Origin of the sequence: Mycobacteroides salmoniphilum (assembly GCF_004924335.1) — a bacterium.
In the GTDB taxonomy this organism is placed as follows: Bacteria; Actinomycetota; Actinomycetes; order Mycobacteriales; family Mycobacteriaceae; genus Mycobacterium; species Mycobacterium salmoniphilum.
In genome coordinates, this window is the sequence record NZ_CP024633.1 from 1,471,998 (window position 1) to 1,490,686 (window position 18,689).

Annotated in this window: 18 protein-coding genes; 14 read left to right on the top strand and 4 right to left on the bottom strand. The window is 65.2% G+C overall.

What is annotated here, in order from left to right:
• The first annotated feature begins 192 nt into the window (after positions 1-192).
• The 4 genes from DSM43276_RS07315 to DSM43276_RS07330 all read left to right on the top strand — a co-directional run bounded on the left by DSM43276_RS07315 (position 193) and on the right by DSM43276_RS07330 (position 3,487).
• On the top strand, positions 193-501 hold the full coding sequence (locus DSM43276_RS07315; RefSeq protein WP_078325607.1) for a hypothetical protein: 309 nt from the start codon (positions 193-195) through the stop codon (positions 499-501).
• Between the two features lie 764 nt (positions 502-1,265).
• Positions 1,266-1,586 carry a transglycosylase family protein gene (locus tag DSM43276_RS07320; protein ID WP_078328927.1) on the top strand — a complete coding sequence of 107 codons (321 nt, stop codon included), beginning with the start codon at positions 1,266-1,268 and terminating at the stop codon, positions 1,584-1,586.
• 93 nt (positions 1,587-1,679) lie between these two features.
• Positions 1,680-2,246: a molybdenum cofactor guanylyltransferase gene (mobA, locus tag DSM43276_RS07325; protein ID WP_078328928.1), complete on the top strand. Its 567-nt coding sequence runs from the start codon at positions 1,680-1,682 to the stop codon at positions 2,244-2,246.
• 5 nt (positions 2,247-2,251) lie between these two features.
• The gene (locus DSM43276_RS07330; protein ID WP_169053045.1) at positions 2,252-3,487 is read left to right on the top strand and encodes a YibE/F family protein; all 1,236 of its coding nucleotides are present in this window, start codon (positions 2,252-2,254) and stop codon (positions 3,485-3,487) included.
• A gap of 15 nt (positions 3,488-3,502) precedes the next feature.
• On the opposite strand, the gene DSM43276_RS07335 is transcribed toward DSM43276_RS07330, so the two are convergent.
• Positions 3,503-4,189: a VOC family protein gene (locus DSM43276_RS07335; RefSeq protein WP_268807857.1), complete on the bottom strand. Its 687-nt coding sequence runs from the start codon at positions 4,187-4,189 to the stop codon at positions 3,503-3,505.
• Between the two features lie 9 nt (positions 4,190-4,198).
• On the bottom strand, positions 4,199-5,353 hold the full coding sequence (locus DSM43276_RS07340) for an FAD-dependent monooxygenase (protein WP_078328930.1): 1,155 nt from the start codon (positions 5,351-5,353) through the stop codon (positions 4,199-4,201).
• Between the two features lie 127 nt (positions 5,354-5,480).
• On the opposite strand from DSM43276_RS07340, the gene DSM43276_RS07345 reads away from it, so the two are divergent.
• The 6 genes from DSM43276_RS07345 to DSM43276_RS07370 all read left to right on the top strand — a co-directional run bounded on the left by DSM43276_RS07345 (position 5,481) and on the right by DSM43276_RS07370 (position 14,431).
• The gene (locus DSM43276_RS07345) at positions 5,481-6,095 is read left to right on the top strand and encodes a DUF937 domain-containing protein (protein ID WP_078325445.1); all 615 of its coding nucleotides are present in this window, start codon (positions 5,481-5,483) and stop codon (positions 6,093-6,095) included.
• 176 nt (positions 6,096-6,271) lie between these two features.
• Positions 6,272-8,932: a valine--tRNA ligase gene (locus DSM43276_RS07350; RefSeq protein WP_078328931.1), complete on the top strand. Its 2,661-nt coding sequence runs from the start codon at positions 6,272-6,274 to the stop codon at positions 8,930-8,932.
• Entirely contained in the window at positions 8,929-10,365 is a 1,437-nt protein-coding gene (gene folC, locus DSM43276_RS07355) for a bifunctional tetrahydrofolate synthase/dihydrofolate synthase (RefSeq protein WP_078328932.1), read from the top strand. The genes DSM43276_RS07350 and folC overlap by 4 nt, the downstream gene beginning before the upstream one ends.
• Positions 10,366-10,427: 62 nt before the next feature.
• Positions 10,428-10,772, top strand: a complete 345-nt coding sequence (locus DSM43276_RS07360) for a DUF4233 domain-containing protein (RefSeq protein WP_234802984.1) — start codon at positions 10,428-10,430, stop codon at positions 10,770-10,772.
• Between the two features lie 10 nt (positions 10,773-10,782).
• Complete coding sequence (gene ndk, locus DSM43276_RS07365) at positions 10,783-11,193, top strand: nucleoside-diphosphate kinase (protein WP_078328934.1); 411 nt, start codon at positions 10,783-10,785, stop codon at positions 11,191-11,193.
• Between the two features lie 409 nt (positions 11,194-11,602).
• Positions 11,603-14,431 (top strand): Rne/Rng family ribonuclease, encoded by a 2,829-nt coding sequence (locus DSM43276_RS07370; protein ID WP_078328935.1) that lies wholly within the window; start codon positions 11,603-11,605, stop codon positions 14,429-14,431.
• Between the two features lie 7 nt (positions 14,432-14,438).
• Here DSM43276_RS07370 and DSM43276_RS07375 read toward each other — a convergent pair whose 3' ends face one another.
• Both DSM43276_RS07375 and DSM43276_RS23775 read right to left on the bottom strand, forming a co-directional pair.
• Entirely contained in the window at positions 14,439-14,774 is a 336-nt protein-coding gene (locus DSM43276_RS07375; protein ID WP_109556002.1) for a heme-binding protein, read from the bottom strand.
• 43 nt (positions 14,775-14,817) lie between these two features.
• Positions 14,818-15,159, bottom strand: a complete 342-nt coding sequence (locus tag DSM43276_RS23775) for a hypothetical protein (RefSeq protein WP_078328936.1) — start codon at positions 15,157-15,159, stop codon at positions 14,818-14,820.
• Between the two features lie 304 nt (positions 15,160-15,463).
• Between DSM43276_RS23775 and rplU the strand changes: the two genes are divergently transcribed.
• The 4 genes from rplU to proB are packed head-to-tail and all read left to right on the top strand — an operon-like array spanning position 15,464 to position 18,650.
• Positions 15,464-15,775 carry a 50S ribosomal protein L21 gene (rplU, locus tag DSM43276_RS07385; RefSeq protein ID WP_078291167.1) on the top strand — a complete coding sequence of 104 codons (312 nt, stop codon included), beginning with the start codon at positions 15,464-15,466 and terminating at the stop codon, positions 15,773-15,775.
• 12 nt (positions 15,776-15,787) lie between these two features.
• A complete protein-coding gene (gene rpmA / locus DSM43276_RS07390; protein ID WP_078298462.1) occupies positions 15,788-16,045 on the top strand; it encodes a 50S ribosomal protein L27 in 258 nt (85 codons plus the stop codon).
• A 53-nt stretch (positions 16,046-16,098) separates the two neighbouring features.
• Positions 16,099-17,547 carry a GTPase ObgE gene (gene obgE, locus DSM43276_RS07395; protein WP_078328937.1) on the top strand — a complete coding sequence of 483 codons (1,449 nt, stop codon included), beginning with the start codon at positions 16,099-16,101 and terminating at the stop codon, positions 17,545-17,547.
• Positions 17,544-18,650 (top strand): glutamate 5-kinase, encoded by a 1,107-nt coding sequence (gene proB / locus DSM43276_RS07400; protein ID WP_078325452.1) that lies wholly within the window; start codon positions 17,544-17,546, stop codon positions 18,648-18,650. Before obgE ends, proB begins: the two co-directional genes overlap by 4 nt.
• Positions 18,651-18,689: the final 39 nt, after the last annotated feature.

Genomic DNA, 18,689 nt, shown 5'->3' on the forward strand with positions numbered 1-18,689 from the left:
GTGCGGGCCGACTGCCGAGGAAATGGCGTCGGCAGCACGCGTTTTGGCTTCTTTGTCGTCCGGACATTCGGCTGCTTCGACGTCTCCTCGCGCGCAATGTGCGGTTGCTCTCGTAGGATGCAGAGACGTTGATGTTCCGGGCAGCCGGTGTGGAACGCAACCTTCGTACCCTAGATGCGAGGTGAGCAGGCCGTGAGGCAGTCGCTGATTGCGATAGCAGCAGTAGTGGCGATGATCGGTGTCTCGTTGGGGGGCGCAGACACGGCGGCAGCCGATCCTTCGGGTGGCAACGCCAACGATGTCATCAACGAGCTCAAGGCCAATGGGTACCGGGTAATCATCACCAGGAGCGGGGGCGGCGACATGAGCAAGTGCACGGTCACCTCGGTGGAGAAGCAGTCCCCGGTGACGGATGTGGGCGCGGGGCGCGATGCACAGAACTATCCGACCACCGTCCCGGTAACCTCGCGCAAGATCGCGGTAGTCGCGCTTCGCTGCTGACCTGATATCACCGAAAAGACTTCTGCCACAAGTGGTTCTGCGCTGCGACCGGAAAGTATAGTCACTGCCGCCCTCGTATCGCGTATGGCACTCGCGCACTGGGTCTTTCGTATCGGAGCGGCGAATTGTTCTGTATGCCAGCGTATTTCGCTCAAGTAGGCAAAGGCGGCATGGGATGGTCGCATATTTTCCCGGTAATGGTGTGGCGCGATTGGTAAATGGCAAATAGTGTTGCAATTGATATCAGAGTGAATATAGTGAACTTGTCAATTCGCCACGCTGCATGTTGTTGAAGTTCCTATTGTTACTTGAGTGATTTGCCGCAATCGTGGTGCGGCTCACAAATTCAGCGTGATCTGACTCACTTATCGCAGGTAGGGCCGACCCTGAGGGAACCTGAGAATTTCCTAAGCGACCTGGGGTTAGTCGCTGAAGATTGGCCCTGTAATCGTTTCGTTATTGGTTTGGGATGTGCGTGTCGCGAGGTGACTTTCGCTGAATCGTTCCGTACGGTCCGACACGTCAACAAATCGGAGCAAAACTCCGAACCGTGAACCCTGTGTGCAAATGGGGCCAGGAACGCTGCGAGGCGGTCTGGCCGCCGGCCACTACGAGCCGGTGAGGCCGCAGCCGCCTCCCTTGTCGCGCCCGACCGAGACGGCGCGATCCGACGAAGATGTCCACCTCGCCTGGAGGTGTGCCTGAACCCGTTGCGGTATCCGCAAGCGGGTGGTGTTCGGTGCTTGCCCGGCGAGAGGAACGACATGAATTACATCCGCAAAACGCTCACCACAGCGGCCATCACCGGCGCGCTTGTCGCGGCTCCGATGGCACTGGCTGGAACAGCGAGTGCGGATCCGGTCAACTGGGATGCCATCGCTAAGTGCGAGTCCGGTGGCAACTGGGGAATCAACACCGGAAACGGCTACTACGGCGGTCTGCAGTTCAACATAGGCACTTGGCGTGCCAACGGCGGCTCCGGCTCACCGCACCTTGCCTCGCGCGAGGAGCAGATCCGGATTGCCGAGAACGTGCTGTCCCGTCAGGGCATCGGCGCATGGCCCGTCTGCGGACGGCGCGGCTAGACCCGCGAACCACGGCTCTACCTCACACAAGCCACCAGGGGTGATGACCTTCCCCTTGGTGGCTTGTTCGGTATCTGTGCGTACCTTTCTTCCATGAACCAACTCGCGGCGGTGGTGCTCACCGGCGGCGCGTCGCGACGCATGGGGCGCGATAAGGCGGCCATCCGCTGGTGTGGGCAGACGCTGGCACAACGCATCATGCGGACGGTGAGCGCACGCTGTGCACCGGTGATCGTCGTGCGCGCACCCGGTCAGGACATCGCGGACCTGCAAGCGGTCATCATCGATGACCGTGAGCCCGGCCAGGGGCCACTGGTGGCGCTCGGGCAGGGTCTGCGGGCCGCCGGGGAAAGGGGTGCGGGCAGAGCCTTCGTCTGCGCCGTCGACATGCCGCTGGTTTGTGTGGCGCTCATCGACGAGCTCGCGACCGGTAGCGGTCGCATCGTCCTGGCCACCGCCGGCGGCCGGGAGCACTACCTCGCCGCCATCTATGACGTAGGCCTATGCGACACCGTTGATGAGTTGACCTCCGCGGGGGAACGCCGACTGGGCGCACTCTTTGAGCGTGTTGGTGCGCAACGAATTTCGATATCCGACCCGACCTGGGTCGTGAACGTGAACACAGAGGCGGATCTGGACGCGTTGCCACCTCTACCCTGACAGGCGTGTCGCATTCTCATAGTCATTCCCACGCGATGCCGACGGGTCCGGCACCTCTGGGATCCAACGCCGCCCGGATTGTGGTGGGCTTGCTCGCCGCGATGGGGGTCGCGGTCCTGATCGGGCTGGTGACGTTGTGGCCCGAGCACCGCACCGTGGACATTCCGCTGCCGTATCAAAACGCCCACGGTGGCGCGGTGACCACGGAGTCGGGCACGGTGCTGTCGACGCGCCTCGGCGAATGCGGCAGCCCGTCCACCGGGCAGGTGCTCACCGCCGATCCCGCGGCGGGGCAGACACCCGAATCGGCCTGTGCGCTTGACCTCATCGCCATCACCTCCGGCCCGAACTCGGGTGCCAAGACTCAGCTGGAGTTCACCTCCGGTGGCGGGCAACCGACTCTCGCTGCCGGAGAACATATCCGGATCACCAGGCAGGTCGACGCGCAGGGCGCCACCACCTACAGCTTCTACGACTACGAACGCACCTGGCCGTTGATCGCTGTCGCCGCGGCGTTCGCGATAGTCATCTGTCTGGTGGCACGCTGGCGTGGACTGCGGGCGCTGGTAGGCATTCTGGTGGCGTTCCTGGTGCTGGCCGTCTTCCTGCTTCCTGCGCTGCGTGACGGCGGGCCCGCGTTACCGCTGGCACTGATCGCGTCGGCCACGATCCTGTTTGTCGTCATCTACCTCGCCCACGGTGTCAGCATGCGCACCAGTGCCGCGCTGCTGGGCACGCTCACGGCGATGCTGTTCGCGGCCGGACTGTCCTGGGCCGTCATCGAGGTGACGCACCTGACCGGCCTGTCCGACGAGCAGAACAATGAAGTCGCCGCATACATGGGGACAGTGTCGATATCCGGATTGCTGCTGGCCGGTTTCATCATCGGATCGCTCGGTGTTCTCAACGATGTGACCGTCACCCAGGCCTCAACGGTGTTCGAACTGGCCGAGCTGGGTGATGGTTCCACGCGTAAGGACGTGTTCCTGGGCGCCATGCGGGTGGGGCGCGATCACATCGCCAGCACGGTCTACACGCTCGTGCTGGCATACGCGGGGAACTCGTTACCGCTCATGCTGTTGTTCAGCGTCGCGAACCGCTCGCTGGGTGACGTGCTGACAAGCGAAGGTGTGGCGATCGAGATCGCCCGATCCGCGGTGGGCGGTATCGCACTGGTGCTCTCGGTTCCCCTGACGACAGCGATCGCTGCGGCCCTGGCGACCCCCGCCAAGCGCGTTTAGCCGAAGGCGGGCGGCCTAACCGAAGGCGCAGAACTCGTTTCCATCCGGGTCGGTCAACACGGTCCAACGGATGTCGGTGTCGGGGCCGCGGAGCGCGCGCGCACCGCCGTGCACCAATTCGGCTGCGTCGGCGCGCACATCCCAGTGCCAGCGGTTCTTCACCACGCGCTGGTCCGCAACCCGAACGAACTTCCAGATCAGCTCTCCCCATCCGGCGCCACCGCGCAGCCACCGCAGGGTGCCGTCGGAGCCGGGTGTCAGTGTGCCGCCGACGAGGCCATGCCACCACCGGGCGATTTCGACCGGTCTGTCGCTGTCGGTGCACACCGCGAAGAGGCGTGCGGGCGTGTCACTTTCGAGGTGGGGATCGAGGAAGGCGCAAAACTCGTTACCCTCAACGTCGGCCATCACGACCCATTCCGGTTCGGCTGTGAGTACCGTCGCGCCCAGCGTGATGAGGTCCTCCGTGGTGCGCGCGTAGACATCGAAGTGCACACGGTTCTTCACGGACTTGGCCTCCGGGACGCGATTGATCCAGATGTCGACATCCTTGCCGCGCCGGATCAGGGCCTCGCCGCCCTCGTCGATATCGATTTCGCCGCCGATGGCCGCGGCCCAGAACTTGGCGACGGGCACAGGCATGAGCGCGTCGATACAGAGGTCCTTGAGACTGGCGCTGGGCGCGGGCTCGGGTTGCGACACAGGCAAATCCTAGGGGTGAACCGTGATGTCGCACGCGTCATATCCGGCAATGCCATGGAGCTGCCTCCAGAACAAGGAGGCGGGAAGCCGTCCCGAAGCCCGCACCAGCAACCCGCCCAATGCCGCGGGTCGCGCAAAGGTCGCGTGCCCGATCTGGCGGCTTCGATTGACCACCACCCGGGTGCGGGACCGTCGCCGGCGCGCATACTCTCGGAATGCGCTTGGCAGAGAAGAGCGTTCGGATATCGCAGCGCCAAGTACCGCGGCATCCTCGAGTGACTGGCATCCGCCCTGGCCCAGGTGTGGGCGCATCGGGTGTGCGGCGTCACCCACCAGGACCACCCGTCCGCCGGTGATCCGGCGCAGACGTCCGCGGTCATAGATATCGCCGCGCAGTACCGATGACTCGTCGCTCTGGCTCAACAAGTCGGGTATGGGTTCTGCCCACTCGCTGAACTTCCTTGCCAAATAGTCGATTTCACCGTTGGATGCGCGTTGCGCCTCGTGGGATCGCTCGCCGGCGAACCAGTAGGTGCGGCCGCCAGGCATGGGCAGGTGGCCGAATTCGATCCCCGGCCCCATGGTCACCCCGGCCAGCTCATCCGGAATCGCAACGTTGGATATCCCGCGCCAGGCGGTATATCCGGAGTATCGGAACGAGAGCGGTCCATTGAGATATTGGGCGGCCAGAGATCCGATGCCGTCCGCTCCGATCACCGCGGCGGCGGTGAGCGACAGGCCGTCGGACAGCTCGACGGAGGTCCCGTGCAGCCCATCTCGAACGTTGCTCACCCGGGCGCCGTAGCGCACGGTTCCCGGCGCGAGCCGGGCCGCCAGAATCGCCAGGAGTTGATTGCGTTCGGTGACTGCGACGGGTTCGCCCACTGCCTTGGTGAGCTGTCCGTTCGGCGGTTCTCGAAGTATTCGTCCGTCGTGCCACCGCACCATGCCTGCTTCCACGCGTGCGCTCACATCACGCACGTCGTCACCGACACCGAGGGCATCGCATGCCGCTAATGCATTGGGCCACAAGGTAATCGCATATCCAGTGGAAGCGCCATCCCGGTCGTCGAGGACGACGGCATCACGCCCGGACTGTTGTAACGCGACTGCGGTGGCCAGGCCGGCGATGCCGGCACCAACCACGACGATGTGGCCGCTCATAGCTTGACGTTATGGGTGGACCCCACAGGGGTAAAGGGTCTGAGGTTGTGATGTTCGGCATTCGTTCACTCGGGGCTGATCTGCTTGGCTAAGGTTTACCAAACCCCAGTTATCTAGGAGGAGACCCATGGCCACACTCGACGAGCTGCTCAACGAGATTCCCACCGACCAGATCGCAGCGAAGCTTGGGGTCGATAGCGAGACCGCCGACAAGGCGATCAAGTCCGTGGTGCCGCTGTTGGTGGGCGGATTCCAGGCCAATGCCGACGACCCGGATAAGGCCGCTGATCTGCAGGCCAATGTCAGCAGCGCCCCAAGTACCCTCCTCGACGGCGGAGTGAACGTTGAGGACGTCGATCAGAACGCAGGCAGCGCGGTCGTCGCGTCGCTGTTCGGCGACAACAACGCCGACGATGTCGCCGCGAAGCTGGCCGGGGCGGGCGCGGGTAGCAGCGACCTGATCAAGCAGCTGCTGCCGATCCTTGCTCCGATCGTGCTGGCTTTCGTCGCCAAGAAGCTCACCGGCGGTGGCGCGCAGGCCGCGCCCGCAGAGGCGCCCGCGGCCAGCGGCGGCGGTATCGGTGACATTCTGGGCAACATCCTTGGCAGCGCCGTCGGCGGCGGGGCAGCCTCTGGCGGGAACAACCCGCTCGGCAGCATCCTGGGCAGCGTGCTCGGCAGCAAGGGTGGGAGCGACGCCCTGGGCAGCATCCTCGGCGGGCTGCTCGGCGGCAAGAAGTAGCCACACAGCAGCAGACGAAACCACCCGGAGCCTTCACGGACCGGGTGGTTTCGTCACGTAAGGGCCCGTCCGGTCCCACGGATATGACCTCGGTGTGGCGCGCAGCCCCCAATCGCGCGGTGGCGTCACGCTCGGCGCGTGAAAAGCCGTGGACCGGCAACCCTAGAATCTGATGGGTGACCCAAAGCCCTGACACGAACGCCGCCAGCTCCCTGCCCACCTCATGGGACCCGGGAGCGGTAGAGGCGGATCTCTATCAGGGCTGGGTGGACGCCGGATACTTCACCGCCGACCCCGCCAGCGGCAAGCCTGGCTACTCGATTGTGCTGCCGCCCCCGAACGTCACCGGCAGCCTGCACATGGGCCACGCGCTCGACCACACCCTCATGGACGCGCTAACGCGCCGCAAACGCATGCAGGGCTACGAGGTGCTGTGGTTGCCGGGTATGGACCACGCCGGTATCGCCACCCAGAGCGTGGTGGAAAAGCGTCTTGCCGTCGACGGCAAGACCAAAGAGGACTTCGGTCGCGAGCTGTTCATCGACAAGGTGTGGGACTGGAAGCGCGAGTCCGGCGGCACCATCGGCGCGCAGATGCGTCGCCTCGGCGACGGTGTCGACTGGAGCCGCGACCGATTCACCATGGACGAGGGTCTGTCCCGCGCGGTGCGCACCATCTTCAAGAAGCTGTTCGACGCCGGGCTGATCTACCGTGCCGAACGGCTGGTCAACTGGTCGCCAGAGCTGCAAACGGCATTGTCCGATATCGAGGTCAACCACAAGGAGATCGAGGGCGAGCTCGTCTCCTTCCGGTACGGCTCCCTGGACGACAACCAGCCGCACCTGGTGGTCGCGACCACCCGTCTGGAAACGATGCTGGGTGACACCGCCATCGCGGTACATCCCGATGACGAGCGCTACCGGCATCTCGTGGGCACCGAACTGGCGCACCCGTTCCAGGACCGGTCGATACCGGTCATCGCGGACACCCATGTCGACCCCGAATTCGGCACCGGAGCTGTCAAGGTCACTCCCGCTCACGACCCGAATGACTTCGAGATCGGTCTGCGGCACAGCCTGCCGATGCCCACCATCATGGACACTCACGGCAGGATCGCGGACAGCGGAACGCAATTCGACGGGATGGACCGGTTCGAGGCGCGGGTGAAGGTGCGTGAGGCGCTGGCCGGGCAGGGACGCATTGTCGCCGAGAAGCGCCCCTACCTGCACAGCGTCGGACACTCGGAGCGCTCGGGTGAGCCGATCGAGCCCCGTCTTTCGATGCAATGGTGGGTCAAGGTCGAGCCGCTGGCCAAGGCCGCCGGCGATGCGGTCCGTAACGGCGACACCGTGATTCACCCGGCCAGCCTGGAGCCGCGGTGGTTCGCCTGGGTTGATGACATGCATGACTGGTGTATCTCTCGTCAGCTGTGGTGGGGCCACCGCATCCCCATCTGGCACGGTCCGCACGGCGAGATCGTGTGTCTGGGGCCGGATGAGACCGCCCCCGAGGGATACGAGCAGGACCCCGATGTGCTCGACACCTGGTTCTCCTCGGCGCTGTGGCCGTTTTCCACCATGGGTTGGCCCGACGCCACCCCGGAACTGGAGAAGTTCTATCCCACAAGCGTTCTCGTTACCGGGTACGACATCCTGTTCTTCTGGGTGGCGCGGATGATGATGTTCGGCACCTTCGTGGCGGGCGATCCCGCGCTAGAGGGGGGCTCAAGGAAAGGCAAGGTGCCTTTCGAGAACGTCTTCCTGCACGGCCTGATTCGCGATCAATTCGGTCAGAAGATGAGCAAGTCCAAGGGCAACGGCATCGATCCACTGGATTGGGTGGAAGGTTTCGGCGCCGACGCGCTGCGCTTCACCCTGGCCCGGGGCGCCAGCCCGGGCGGTGATCTATCCGTTGGCGAGGACGCCGCGCGCGCCTCGCGCAACTTCACCACAAAGCTGTTCAACGCCACGCGGTTCGCCCTGATGAACGGTGCGGTCGTGGGTGAACTGCCTGCCGCCGACGACCTCACCGATGCCGACCGGTGGATCTTGGGCCGCCTCGAGCAGGTGCGGGCCGAGGTGGATGCCGCGTTGGATCGTTACGAATTCAGCGTCGCCTGTGAGGCGCTGTATCACTTCGCATGGGACGAGTTCTGTGATTGGTACCTGGAATTGGCGAAGGTTCAGATGAGCGACCGCGCCGAGGGCACCCGCATTGTGCTGGCGACGGTGCTGGACACCTTGCTGCGGCTGTTGCATCCGGTGATCCCGTTTGTCACCGAGGTGCTGTGGAAGACGGTCACCGGTCAGGAGTCGGTGGTGATCGCGGCCTGGCCGACAGGCTCCGCTGCCATCCTGGACAGCGCCTATGACGTTGCCGTCCAGCGCATTGCCGATATGCAGAAGCTGGTGACCGAGGTGAGGCGGTTCCGCAGCGATCAGGGTCTGGGCGATCGGCAGAAGGTCGCGGCCCGCCTGGCCGGTGTCTCCGAGGCCGGTCTGGATGGACAGCTGGCCGCTGTGACATCGCTGGCCTGGCTGACCCCGGCCGAGGACGGTTTCAGCCCGACGGCCTCGGTGGAGGTGCGGTTGTCCGGTGGCACCGTCACCGTCGAGGTCGACACCTCCGGCACTGTCGACCTTGACGCAGAGCGCCGGCGGCTGGAGAAGGATCTTGCCGCCGCGCGCAAGGAACTCGACGGAACCGCAAGTAAACTGGGCAACGACGCGTTCTTGGCGAAGGCACCTGATGCTGTGGTTGACAAGATTCGGGCCCGCCAGCAGGTGGCCTCCGAGGAGGTCGAGCGGATCACCGCCCGTTTGGCGGCGCTGGCGTGAGCGAGTCATTGGTTCCGGAACCCTCGCCCGACGAGATCGCGGCCCTGTTGCAGATCGAGTATCTGCTCGATCAGCGTTGGCCAGAAACGAAGATCGAACCGTCGACCGACCGCATCGTCGCGCTGATGGAATTACTGGGCTCGCCCCAGCGGGCGTATCCGTGTATCCATGTCGCCGGTACCAACGGCAAGACCTCGGTGACACGGATGATCGACGCGCTGTTGACGGCACTGCACCGGCGCACCGGCCGTACCACCAGCCCGCACCTGCAGTCGGCGGTCGAACGCATCGCCATTGACGGTGAACCGATCTCGCCGGCGAAGTACGTGGAGATCTACTCCGAGATCGAACCGTTCGTGGAATTGGTGGACAAGCGGTCGCAGGAGCAGGGCGGGCCCGCGATGAGCAAGTTCGAGGTGCTGGTCGCCATGGCCTTCGTGTCGTTCGCGGACGCACCCGTCGATATCGCCGTGGTGGAGGTCGGGCTGGGCGGGCGTTGGGATGCCACCAACATCGTCGACGCCCCGGTCGCCGTGATCACCCCGATCGGCATCGATCACGTCGATTTCCTGGGTTCGGATCTCGCATCCATTGCCAACGAAAAGGCAGGAATCATCAAGCGGCACAAGCTTGATGAGATGACTGGTGAGGCGGGCCCCGATACGGTGGCCGTCATCGCCCAGCAGGCACCCGAGGTGATGGAGGTGCTGCTGAGCCAAACCGTGGAAGCGGATGCGGCCGTGGCGCGGGAAGGTTCGGAGTTCTCGGTGCTGTCCCGTCAGATAGCGGTCGGCGGCCAGGTGCTCGAGCTGCAGGGTCTGGGCGGGGTGTACTCGGAGATATTCCTGCCCCTGCACGGTGAGCATCAGGCCCATAACGCGGCGGTCGCGCTGGCCGCGGTGGAGGCGTTCTTCGGTGCGGGCGCCGATCGTCAGCTCGATATCGACGCGATACGAACGGGATTCGCCTCGGTGATCGTCCCCGGACGGCTTGAGCGCGTGCGCAGCGCTCCCGCCGTCTTCCTGGACGCCGCCCACAACCCCCATGGCGCCGCCGCGTTGGCGGACACCCTGCAATCAGAGTTCGACTTCCGGCGTCTGGTCGGTGTTATCAGTGTGATGGCCGACAAGGATGTCGCCGGAATTCTCGCCGCGCTCGAGCCCGCATTCGACGAGATCGTGGTGACGCACAACGGTTCGCCCCGCGCATTGGAGACGGACGCACTGGCGGCCATCGCCCTCGAGCTCTTCGGCGAGGACCGTGTCGTCGTCGCACCCACTCTGCTCGACGCCATCGAAACCGCCACGGCCATGGTGGAGGAGGCCGCCGAAGATGGGGGAGCGGAAGGTTTCTCGGGTACCGGCATCGTGATCACCGGATCGGTCGTCACCGCGGGTGCCGCACGGACGCTGTTCGGAAAGGACCCGCAGTGAGCAGTCCGGAGGACGAAACCCAGCCGGCGCCGGTGGATCCCTGGCGCAGTTTTCGCGGGGTGATGGCGGGCACGCTCATCCTGGAGACGATCGTGGTGCTGCTGGCCATCCCGGTGGTGAAGATGGTGGGCGGCGGGCTCTCGCCGTTATCGCTGACGTACCTCGTCGGCGTCGCCGTGGCGATGGTCCTGCTCACCGGAATGCAGGGCAGGCCGTGGGCTCTCCAGGCCAACCTGGCACTCCAGGTGGTCCTGGTGGCGGGATTCTTCGTGAACGCCGCGATCGGCTTCGTCGGGTTGTTGTTTCTCGGCGTCTGGTTGCTGATCTGGTACATGCGCAACCAGGTCCGTGACCGTCAGGGCCGCGGTGAGCTGCCGGGTCAGCAGGGGCGTACTACCGACCAGTAGGCTGTCGCCCGTGACTGAGCGGACGTTGGTTTTGATCAAGCCCGATGGTGTGCAGCGGGGACTTGTCGGTGAGGTGCTGAACCGTATTGAGCGCAAGGGCCTGACGCTGGCCGCCCTTGAGCTCAAGAATGTCGACGAGTCGCTCGCAAGTGCGCACTATGCCGAGCACAAGGAAAAGCCGTTCTTCGGCTCACTACTGGAATTCATCACCTCGGGGCCCGTGGTGGCGGCCGTGCTGGAGGGGCCGCGTGCCATCGCCGCCTTCCGCCAGCTCGCCGGCGGCACCGATCCCGTAGAGAAGGCCGCGACCGGGAGCATTCGCGGTGATTTCGCCCTGGAAACCCAGGAGAACCTGGTGCACGGATCCGACTCACCCGAGTCAGCCGCGCGCGAGATCGCGCTCTGGTTCCCGGCGCTCTGACCCCATCCACCTGATCCGAAATCGCGAGTGTGCGGTTTGCGTCGGTTTCCCAGGAAATCTCGACGTAAAGCGCACACTCGCTTGGTTTTGTGGCCCCGCGGATCGCGCGGGTTCACGTCCTTGGTGCCCACCATCTGATTCGTATGGGATACTGAGTGTGGGCCACGGCACTTCGACCCCAATAGGGGCCGGCCGGAAACCCGAATGACGACACGGCGAGCGCGATTACCATTGCAGCACGTCAAGCCATCATTCCAGCCAGGCACTGGGTGGGTTCGGAACTGCGGCATCGCAGCGACGGATCGCCCGGAGCAAGACCACCACAAACCCGGACATACCCGGGTACATAGAGAGAAAGCCCTCGCGTGGCCGCGTCCGAAGGACGCGCCCGGGGGCTTGAGGAGAATAAGTGGCCGACTATGAGCTACCAGAAGACCTACACACCAGCACTCCGGAAGGGGACCCCGCCGCGCTAGCGCCGGACACCCCGCAAGTTCCTGCTGAGCAGGGAGAACTACCCGAGAAGCTGAGGGTGCACAGCCTCGCACGTGTCCTCGGGACCTCTACCCGCCGCGTCCTCGACGCGCTGTCGAAGCTGGATGGGCGCGCGCGCAGCCCCCACTCGAATGTCGACAAGCAGGACGCCGCGAAGGTACGCGAGGTGCTGGCCGGTGAGGAGGAACCCGCCACCCCGGCAGCGAGTCAGGACCCGGCCCCGGTCATCACCGAGGAGCCCGCGAAGGTAGTCGCCGAGAGCCCGACCGAGGATCCCGACGCCCCGCCGACCGGGCCGATCCTTATCGCGGAGCCGACCATCTTCGAGGCTGCCGCGGTGCCGACGCCGGAGACCTCGGGACCCACTGCCTTTGACTATGGCCCGCTCTTCGTGGCGCCACAGGCGCCCGAGCCGCAGGAACGCCCCGCGCCCGTCGTGACGGACAGCACCGAGGACCCCGATGAGGACTCCGGTGACGGGGACGATTCAGACGCAGAGGATGACGGTGACCGTCCCGCGGCGCGTCGCCGGCGACGGGGACGTCGTGGTCGCGGACGCGGTCGCGGCGAGCAGGCGGGCGCCGATGGGGAGGAATCCGATACCGAGGGTGGCGAGGCCGCCGATGGTGAGGATGCTGCCGAGGGCGCCGATGCTGACTCCGCCGCTGCGGAGGGTGACGAGTCGAACGCTGAGGATGGCGACACGCCCGAGGGCGCCAGCCGCCGTCGCCGCCGTCGCCGCCGGCGCAAGGCCGGAAGTGGTGACGATGGTGATAGCGCGTCGGAAGATGATCCGCCGAACACCGTTGTGCACGAGCGCAAACCGCGTGCCGAGCGCGCTGAGCGTGGCGACGAGATTCAGGGTATTTCCGGATCTACCCGCCTGGAGGCCAAGCGTCAGCGCCGCCGGGACGGACGCGATGCCGGACGGCGCCGCCCGCCGATCCTGACCGAGGCCGAGTTCTTGGCCCGGCGTGAGGCCGTCGACCGGGTGATGGTGGTTCGGGACAAGACCCGTACAGAGCCGCCGCACGAGGGCGCCCGGTATACGCAGATCGCCGTCCTGGAGGACGGTGTCCTGGTCGAGCATTTCGTGACGTCGGCCGCGTCCGCGTCGCTGGTGGGCAACATCTACCTCGGCGTCGTGCAGAACGTGCTGCCCTCGATGGAGGCCGCCTTCGTCGACATCGGTCGTGGTCGCAACGGTGTGCTGTATGCCGGTGAGGTCAACTGGGAGGCCGCCGGTCTCGGCGGTTCCAACCGCAAGATCGAGCAGGCACTCAAGTCGGGCGACTACGTCCTGGTCCAGGTCAGCAAGGACCCGGTGGGTCATAAGGGTGCCCGACTGACCACGCAGATCTCGCTGGCGGGTCGCTATCTGGTGTACGTGCCGGGTGCGTCGTCGACCGGAATCAGCCGCAAGCTCCCCGACACCGAGCGGCAGCGTCTCAAGGAGATTCTGCGCGATATCGTCCCCTCGGACGCGGGCGTCATCATTCGCACCGCATCAGAAGGCGTGCGAGAAGAGGACATTCGCGCCGATGTGCAGCGGCTGCAGGAGCAGTGGCAGGACATTGAGCAGCGTTCCACCGACCTCACCTCCAAGGCATCCGGTGCCGCCATGGCGCTCTATGAGGAGCCCGATGTGCTGGTCAAGGTGGTTCGTGACCTATTCAACGAGGACTTCTCCAAGCTCATCATCGAGGGTGACGTGGCCTGGGGCACCATCGACGACTATGTGAAGAGCGTTGCCCCCGATCTTCTTTCGCGCATCAATCGGTATGAGCCCACTGACGGTCCCGACATCTTCGCGGTGCATCGCATCGATGAGCAGTTGGCCAAAGCACTCGACCGCAAGGTGTGGCTGCCCTCCGGCGGCACCCTCGTCATCGATCGCACCGAGGCCATGACGGTTGTCGACGTCAACACCGGAAAGTTCACCGGTGCCGGCGGCAACCTGGAGGAGACGGTCACCCGCAACAACCTGGAAGCAGCCGAGGAAACCGTCCGGCAGTTGCGCCTGCGCGACGTCGGCGGAATCATCGTCATCGACTTCATCGACATGGTGCTCGAATCCAACCGGGACCTGGTGCTGCGGCGCCTCACGGAGGCATTGGGACGCGATCGCACGCGCCATCAGGTATCCGAGGTGACCTCGCTGGGGCTGGTGCAGCTGACTCGCAAGAAGCTCGGTACGGGCTTGATTGAGGCGTTCTCGTCAACCTGCGCCCATTGCGCAGGCCGGGGCATCGTGCTGCATGTCGATCCCGTCGATAACGCCGGCGCGGCAGCCGGGGGAACCAAGAAGGCCGAAACCGGTCGCCGTACCAAGCGTTCGCGCAAGGGCAAGGCGGATGAGCCCGAAGTGGTGGTCGTCCGCACCCCACCGCACCCGCAGGGTGAGCACCCGATGTTCAGGGCGATGGCGGCCGCGAACGGCCACGATGAAGACGGGGAAGACGGCGACGCGGCCGAGGACGTGCTGGACAACGACGTGATCGACGAGGTCGACGAGATTGTCCAGAGCGTGGAGACTCCGGACACTTCGCACGCTGAACCCGAGCCCGCCGACAGTGACGTCACACCGGAGATCGAGGCCGACAACGTGCCCGAGGTTGCCGCCGAAGGTTCAGACGAGCCTGCGGCGCCGGTGGCCGATCCCGAACCGGCTGCTAAGGCGCCGACACGACCTCGGCGGAGGCGTTCGGCCGCGCGGGCCGCGGGGCCTCCGGTCGACCAGTAGGCCGCTGTTAGTTGCAGCGTTCCCGGAAATCCCCAAGTGGTTGGCGGATCTCCTGTAGATCGGCCTTTACCTGGGGATTCTCATCGAGATAGTGCCGGGCCTTCTCGCGTACCTGGTCTTTGGGCCGGCCCTTGAGACTCGTAAAGAAGTCGTTCACGTCCGGATGCGTGAACAGGTACGTCGAAGTGGCAGCGGAGACGCCCGTCGCGACACCCGCTAGATCTGCGGCCGTGCAGTTGGGCGGTGGATCGGCGGCGGCCGTGACGGCTCCGTTCAGTGTCAGCGCGGCGGCGACACCGAACAGTCCAGCGGCCATCCTGGGAGTGGCCCAAGCTGTCATCATGACTCCTCTGTAGTCGAATTCATCACTGCTGGAACGGCATTGATCATCGTGGGCCGACGATGCCGCCTCCGCCACCTGGACGGCCCGGACGTCCAAAATCGGGTGGCGGTGACGGATTGACGGTAGGCGGTGGCCGCGAATCGTGATCGGATCCGAGGATGACGTCCATTTCCCAGTTGTCGCAGTACCAGTCGTTCTCGCAGGGGTACGGAACGTATGGCGTCGAGGATGTTGTGCTCCCGCCGCCGCGGACATCACCCTGCGCGCACAAGGTGGTTCCGTTGGCGTTCACACAGTCGGCCGCGGAGGGGGGTGCGGCGATCATGCCGAACGCCGGCAGCAAGGTCATCACGCTGGCCGAGAGATAGCACCGAATCGTTCGCACTAGCCGTTACCTCCGCGCTGAGAGGAGCTGATCGCCGGCCAATCGATACGATTAAGCAGCGGCGGGCCAGGCGCGCTGAGGGGAGTGTAGTTCCGATCACACCCCGGCAGGGTGTGAATCGGGCCGAGCCGCGAGCCGGTTTGACCCTTAGCCCGCTGGTCACGTAGCCTTGAGCAGTTGTCACGAGGCTTCCGGCCTGCGACACGCGGCCTAGTGGAAGAACTGAGCGGGCCCACCCACGATCCAGATGCGTCAGCCGACCTGGTTGCGCGCGTCCGAAGAGCAGAGCAGAGGTAGCGCAACGATGGCGACGTACGCAATCGTCAAGACCGGTGGCAAGCAGTACAAAGTTGCCGTCGGTGACGTGTTGAAGGTCGAGAAGATCGAATCGGAGCCCGGCTCCTCGGTGCAGCTGCCCGTCGCTCTGGTCGTGGACGGCGCTACCGTCACCACTGACGCAGACAAGCTGGCCAAGGTGGCAGTGACCGGGGAAATCCTCGAGCACACCAAGGGCCCGAAGATCCGTATCCACAAGTTCAAGAACAAGACCGGCTACCACAAGCGGCAGGGTCACCGTCAGCCGTTGACCGTGCTCAAGGTCACCGGGATCAAGTAGAGGATTTGACTCATGGCACACAAGAAGGGCGCGTCTAGCTCGCGCAACGGTCGTGACTCCAACGCCCAGCGGCTCGGCGTCAAGCGGTTCGGTGGCCAGCTCGTCAAGGCCGGCGAGATCCTGGTCCGTCAGCGCGGCACTCATTTCCACCCGGGCGTGAACGTCGGGCGTGGCGGCGACGACACCCTGTTCGCGACCTCCGCGGGCACCGTCGAGTTCGGCGCTCGCCGTGGTCGCCGGGTCGTCAATATTCTCCCGGTCGACGCTTAATTGGTGTTCTGTGTTCGGTATGACCGAGCACAGAACAGTGTGAAGGAGGCTTAATGCCTCGTTTTGTTGACCGTGTTGTCATCCATGCCAGGGCAGGTACCGGCGGTCATGGCTGCGCTTCGGTGCATCGCGAGAAGTTCAAACCGCTCGGCGGCCCTGACGGCGGCAACGGTGGTCGTGGCGGCAGTGTGATTCTCGAAGTGGATCCGCAGGTGCATACCCTGCTGGACTTCCACTTCCATCCGCACGTGCAGGCACCCAACGGCACGCAGGGTATGGGTGGGCATCGCAGCGGCGCCAACGGCGACGACCTGATTCTCCGGGTGCCCGACGGCACCGTCGTGCTCGACGATGACGGCCGGATCCTTGCCGACTTGGTCGGCGCCGGTACGCGTTTCGACGCGGCCGCCGGTGGCAGGGGCGGACTGGGCAACGCCGCGTTGGCGTCGCGTGCCCGCAAGGCCCCCGGATTCGCCTTGCTCGGTGAGGACGGAGCAGAAGCAGACCTCACCCTCGAACTGAAAACCGTCGCCGATGTTGGGCTGGTTGGTTTCCCGTCGGCGGGTAAATCGTCTCTGGTCTCGGTGCTTTCGGCCGCAAAGCCGAAGATCGCCGACTATCCGTTCACGACATTGGTGCCCAACCTGGGCGTGGTGACCACCGGAGAGCACTCCTTTGTGATGGCCGATGTCCCCGGCCTGATCCCTGGCGCGGCCGATGGGCGCGGGCTGGGTCTGGAGTTCCTGCGGCATATCGAGCGCTGCGCGGTGCTGGTTCACGTTGTTGACTGCGCGACGCTGGAACCCGGCCGCGACCCAGTGTCCGATATCGACGCCCTGGAAAATGAGTTGGCGCGGTATCAACCGACGTTGCAAGCTGATTCTGTGTTGGGTGATCTGGCCGACCGGCCTCGCGCGGTGGTGCTGAACAAGGTGGACGTGCCTGAGGCCGCCGAACTTGCCGACTTCGTCACCGAAGAGGTCTCCAAACGCGGCTGGCCGGTCTTCCAGGTATCCACGCTGACTCGGGATGGGTTACGGCCGTTGACCTTCGCGCTGTGGGAGATGATCACGGCGGCCCGCGCCGCGCAGCCCACACAGGTGAAGACCCGTGCGGTGATCCGGCCTGTCCCGGTCGACGAGAGTGGCTTCACCGTGATCCCCGACCCGGAGAACCCCGGCGGATTCGTGGTGCGCGGAGTGCGTCCCGAACGCTGGATTCGCCAGACCAACTTCGAAAACGACGAGGCCGTGGGCTATCTCGGCGACCGGCTGGCGCGCCTGGGTGTCGAAGATCAGCTGCTCAAGCTGGGGGCACAGCCCGGCTGCGCGGTCACCATCGGCGCTATGACCTTCGATTGGGAGCCGCAGACCCCGGCGGGTGTCGACGTGACTCTCAGTGGGCGCGGCACCGATTCACGCATCGACAAGATCGATCGAGTGGGCGCGTCCGAGCGTCGCCAGGCCCGGCGGGTGCGCCGTGGGCAGGTGGAGCCGGAGTGACCACGGGTGTGCGGGCACGCCAAGCAATTCAGGCGGCACGCACCGTCGTGGTGAAGGTCGGTACCGCTGCCCTCACGGACGCGACCGGAACATTCAGTGCCGACCGGATGGAGTACCTCGTCGAGGCCATCGAGGGCCGGATGAAGGCCGGGTCCGATGTGGTGATCGTGTCCTCGGGAGCGATCGCGGCCGGCATGGTTCCGCTCGGATTGACCAAGCGCCCCACGGATTTAGCGACCAAGCAGGCGGCGGCCAGTGCGGGCCAGGTTGCGCTCATCAGTGCCTGGAGCGCGGCCTTCGCGCGTTATCAGCGCACCGTGGGCCAGGTGCTGTTGACTGCCCACGACATCTCCATGCGCGTGCATCACACCAACGCGCAGCGCACACTCGAAAAGCTCCGGGCATTGCATGCGGTGGCCGTGGTGAACGAGAACGACACCGTGGCCACCAACGAGATCCGCTTCGGGGACAACGACCGACTGTCGGCGCTTGTCGCTCATCTCGTGGGTGCCGATGCATTGGTATTGCTCTCCGACATCGACGGGCTGTACGACTCTGACCCCCGAAAGGGAAATGCGCGCTTCATTTCCGAGGTAAGTGGACCGGAGGATCTGGGCGGTGTGATCGCCGGACCGGGTGGTTCCCGCGGCACCGGGGGAATGGCGTCGAAACTCTCTTCGGCCCTGTTGGCCGCGGACGCCGGTGTCCCGGTGCTGCTGGCCTCGGCGACCGAGGCAGAGGCGGCGCTGGGGGACGGATCCTGCGGAACTGTGTTTGCCGCGCGACCGCAACGCATGTCGGCCCGCAAGTTCTGGGTGCGTTATGCAGCGGAGGCGACGGGTGCGCTGAGCCTTGACGCGGGTGCCGTGCGCGCGGTGGTGGCATCGCGCCGTTCCTTGTTGCCCGCCGGAATTACCGAGGTGTCCGGGCGCTTCCACGGTGGCGATGTGGTCGAACTTCGCGATGCCGATGGCGCGATGGTCGGTCGCGGCGTGGTGGCCTATGACGCCGCCGAGCTGGCAACCATGCTGGGCCGTTCCACCAGTGAGCTTCCCGAGGACCTGCGGCGCCCTGCGGTGCATGCCGACGACCTCGTCACCTGAGCGTTTCGCGCCTTACTCGAAAGAGTGGCGCATCGCATC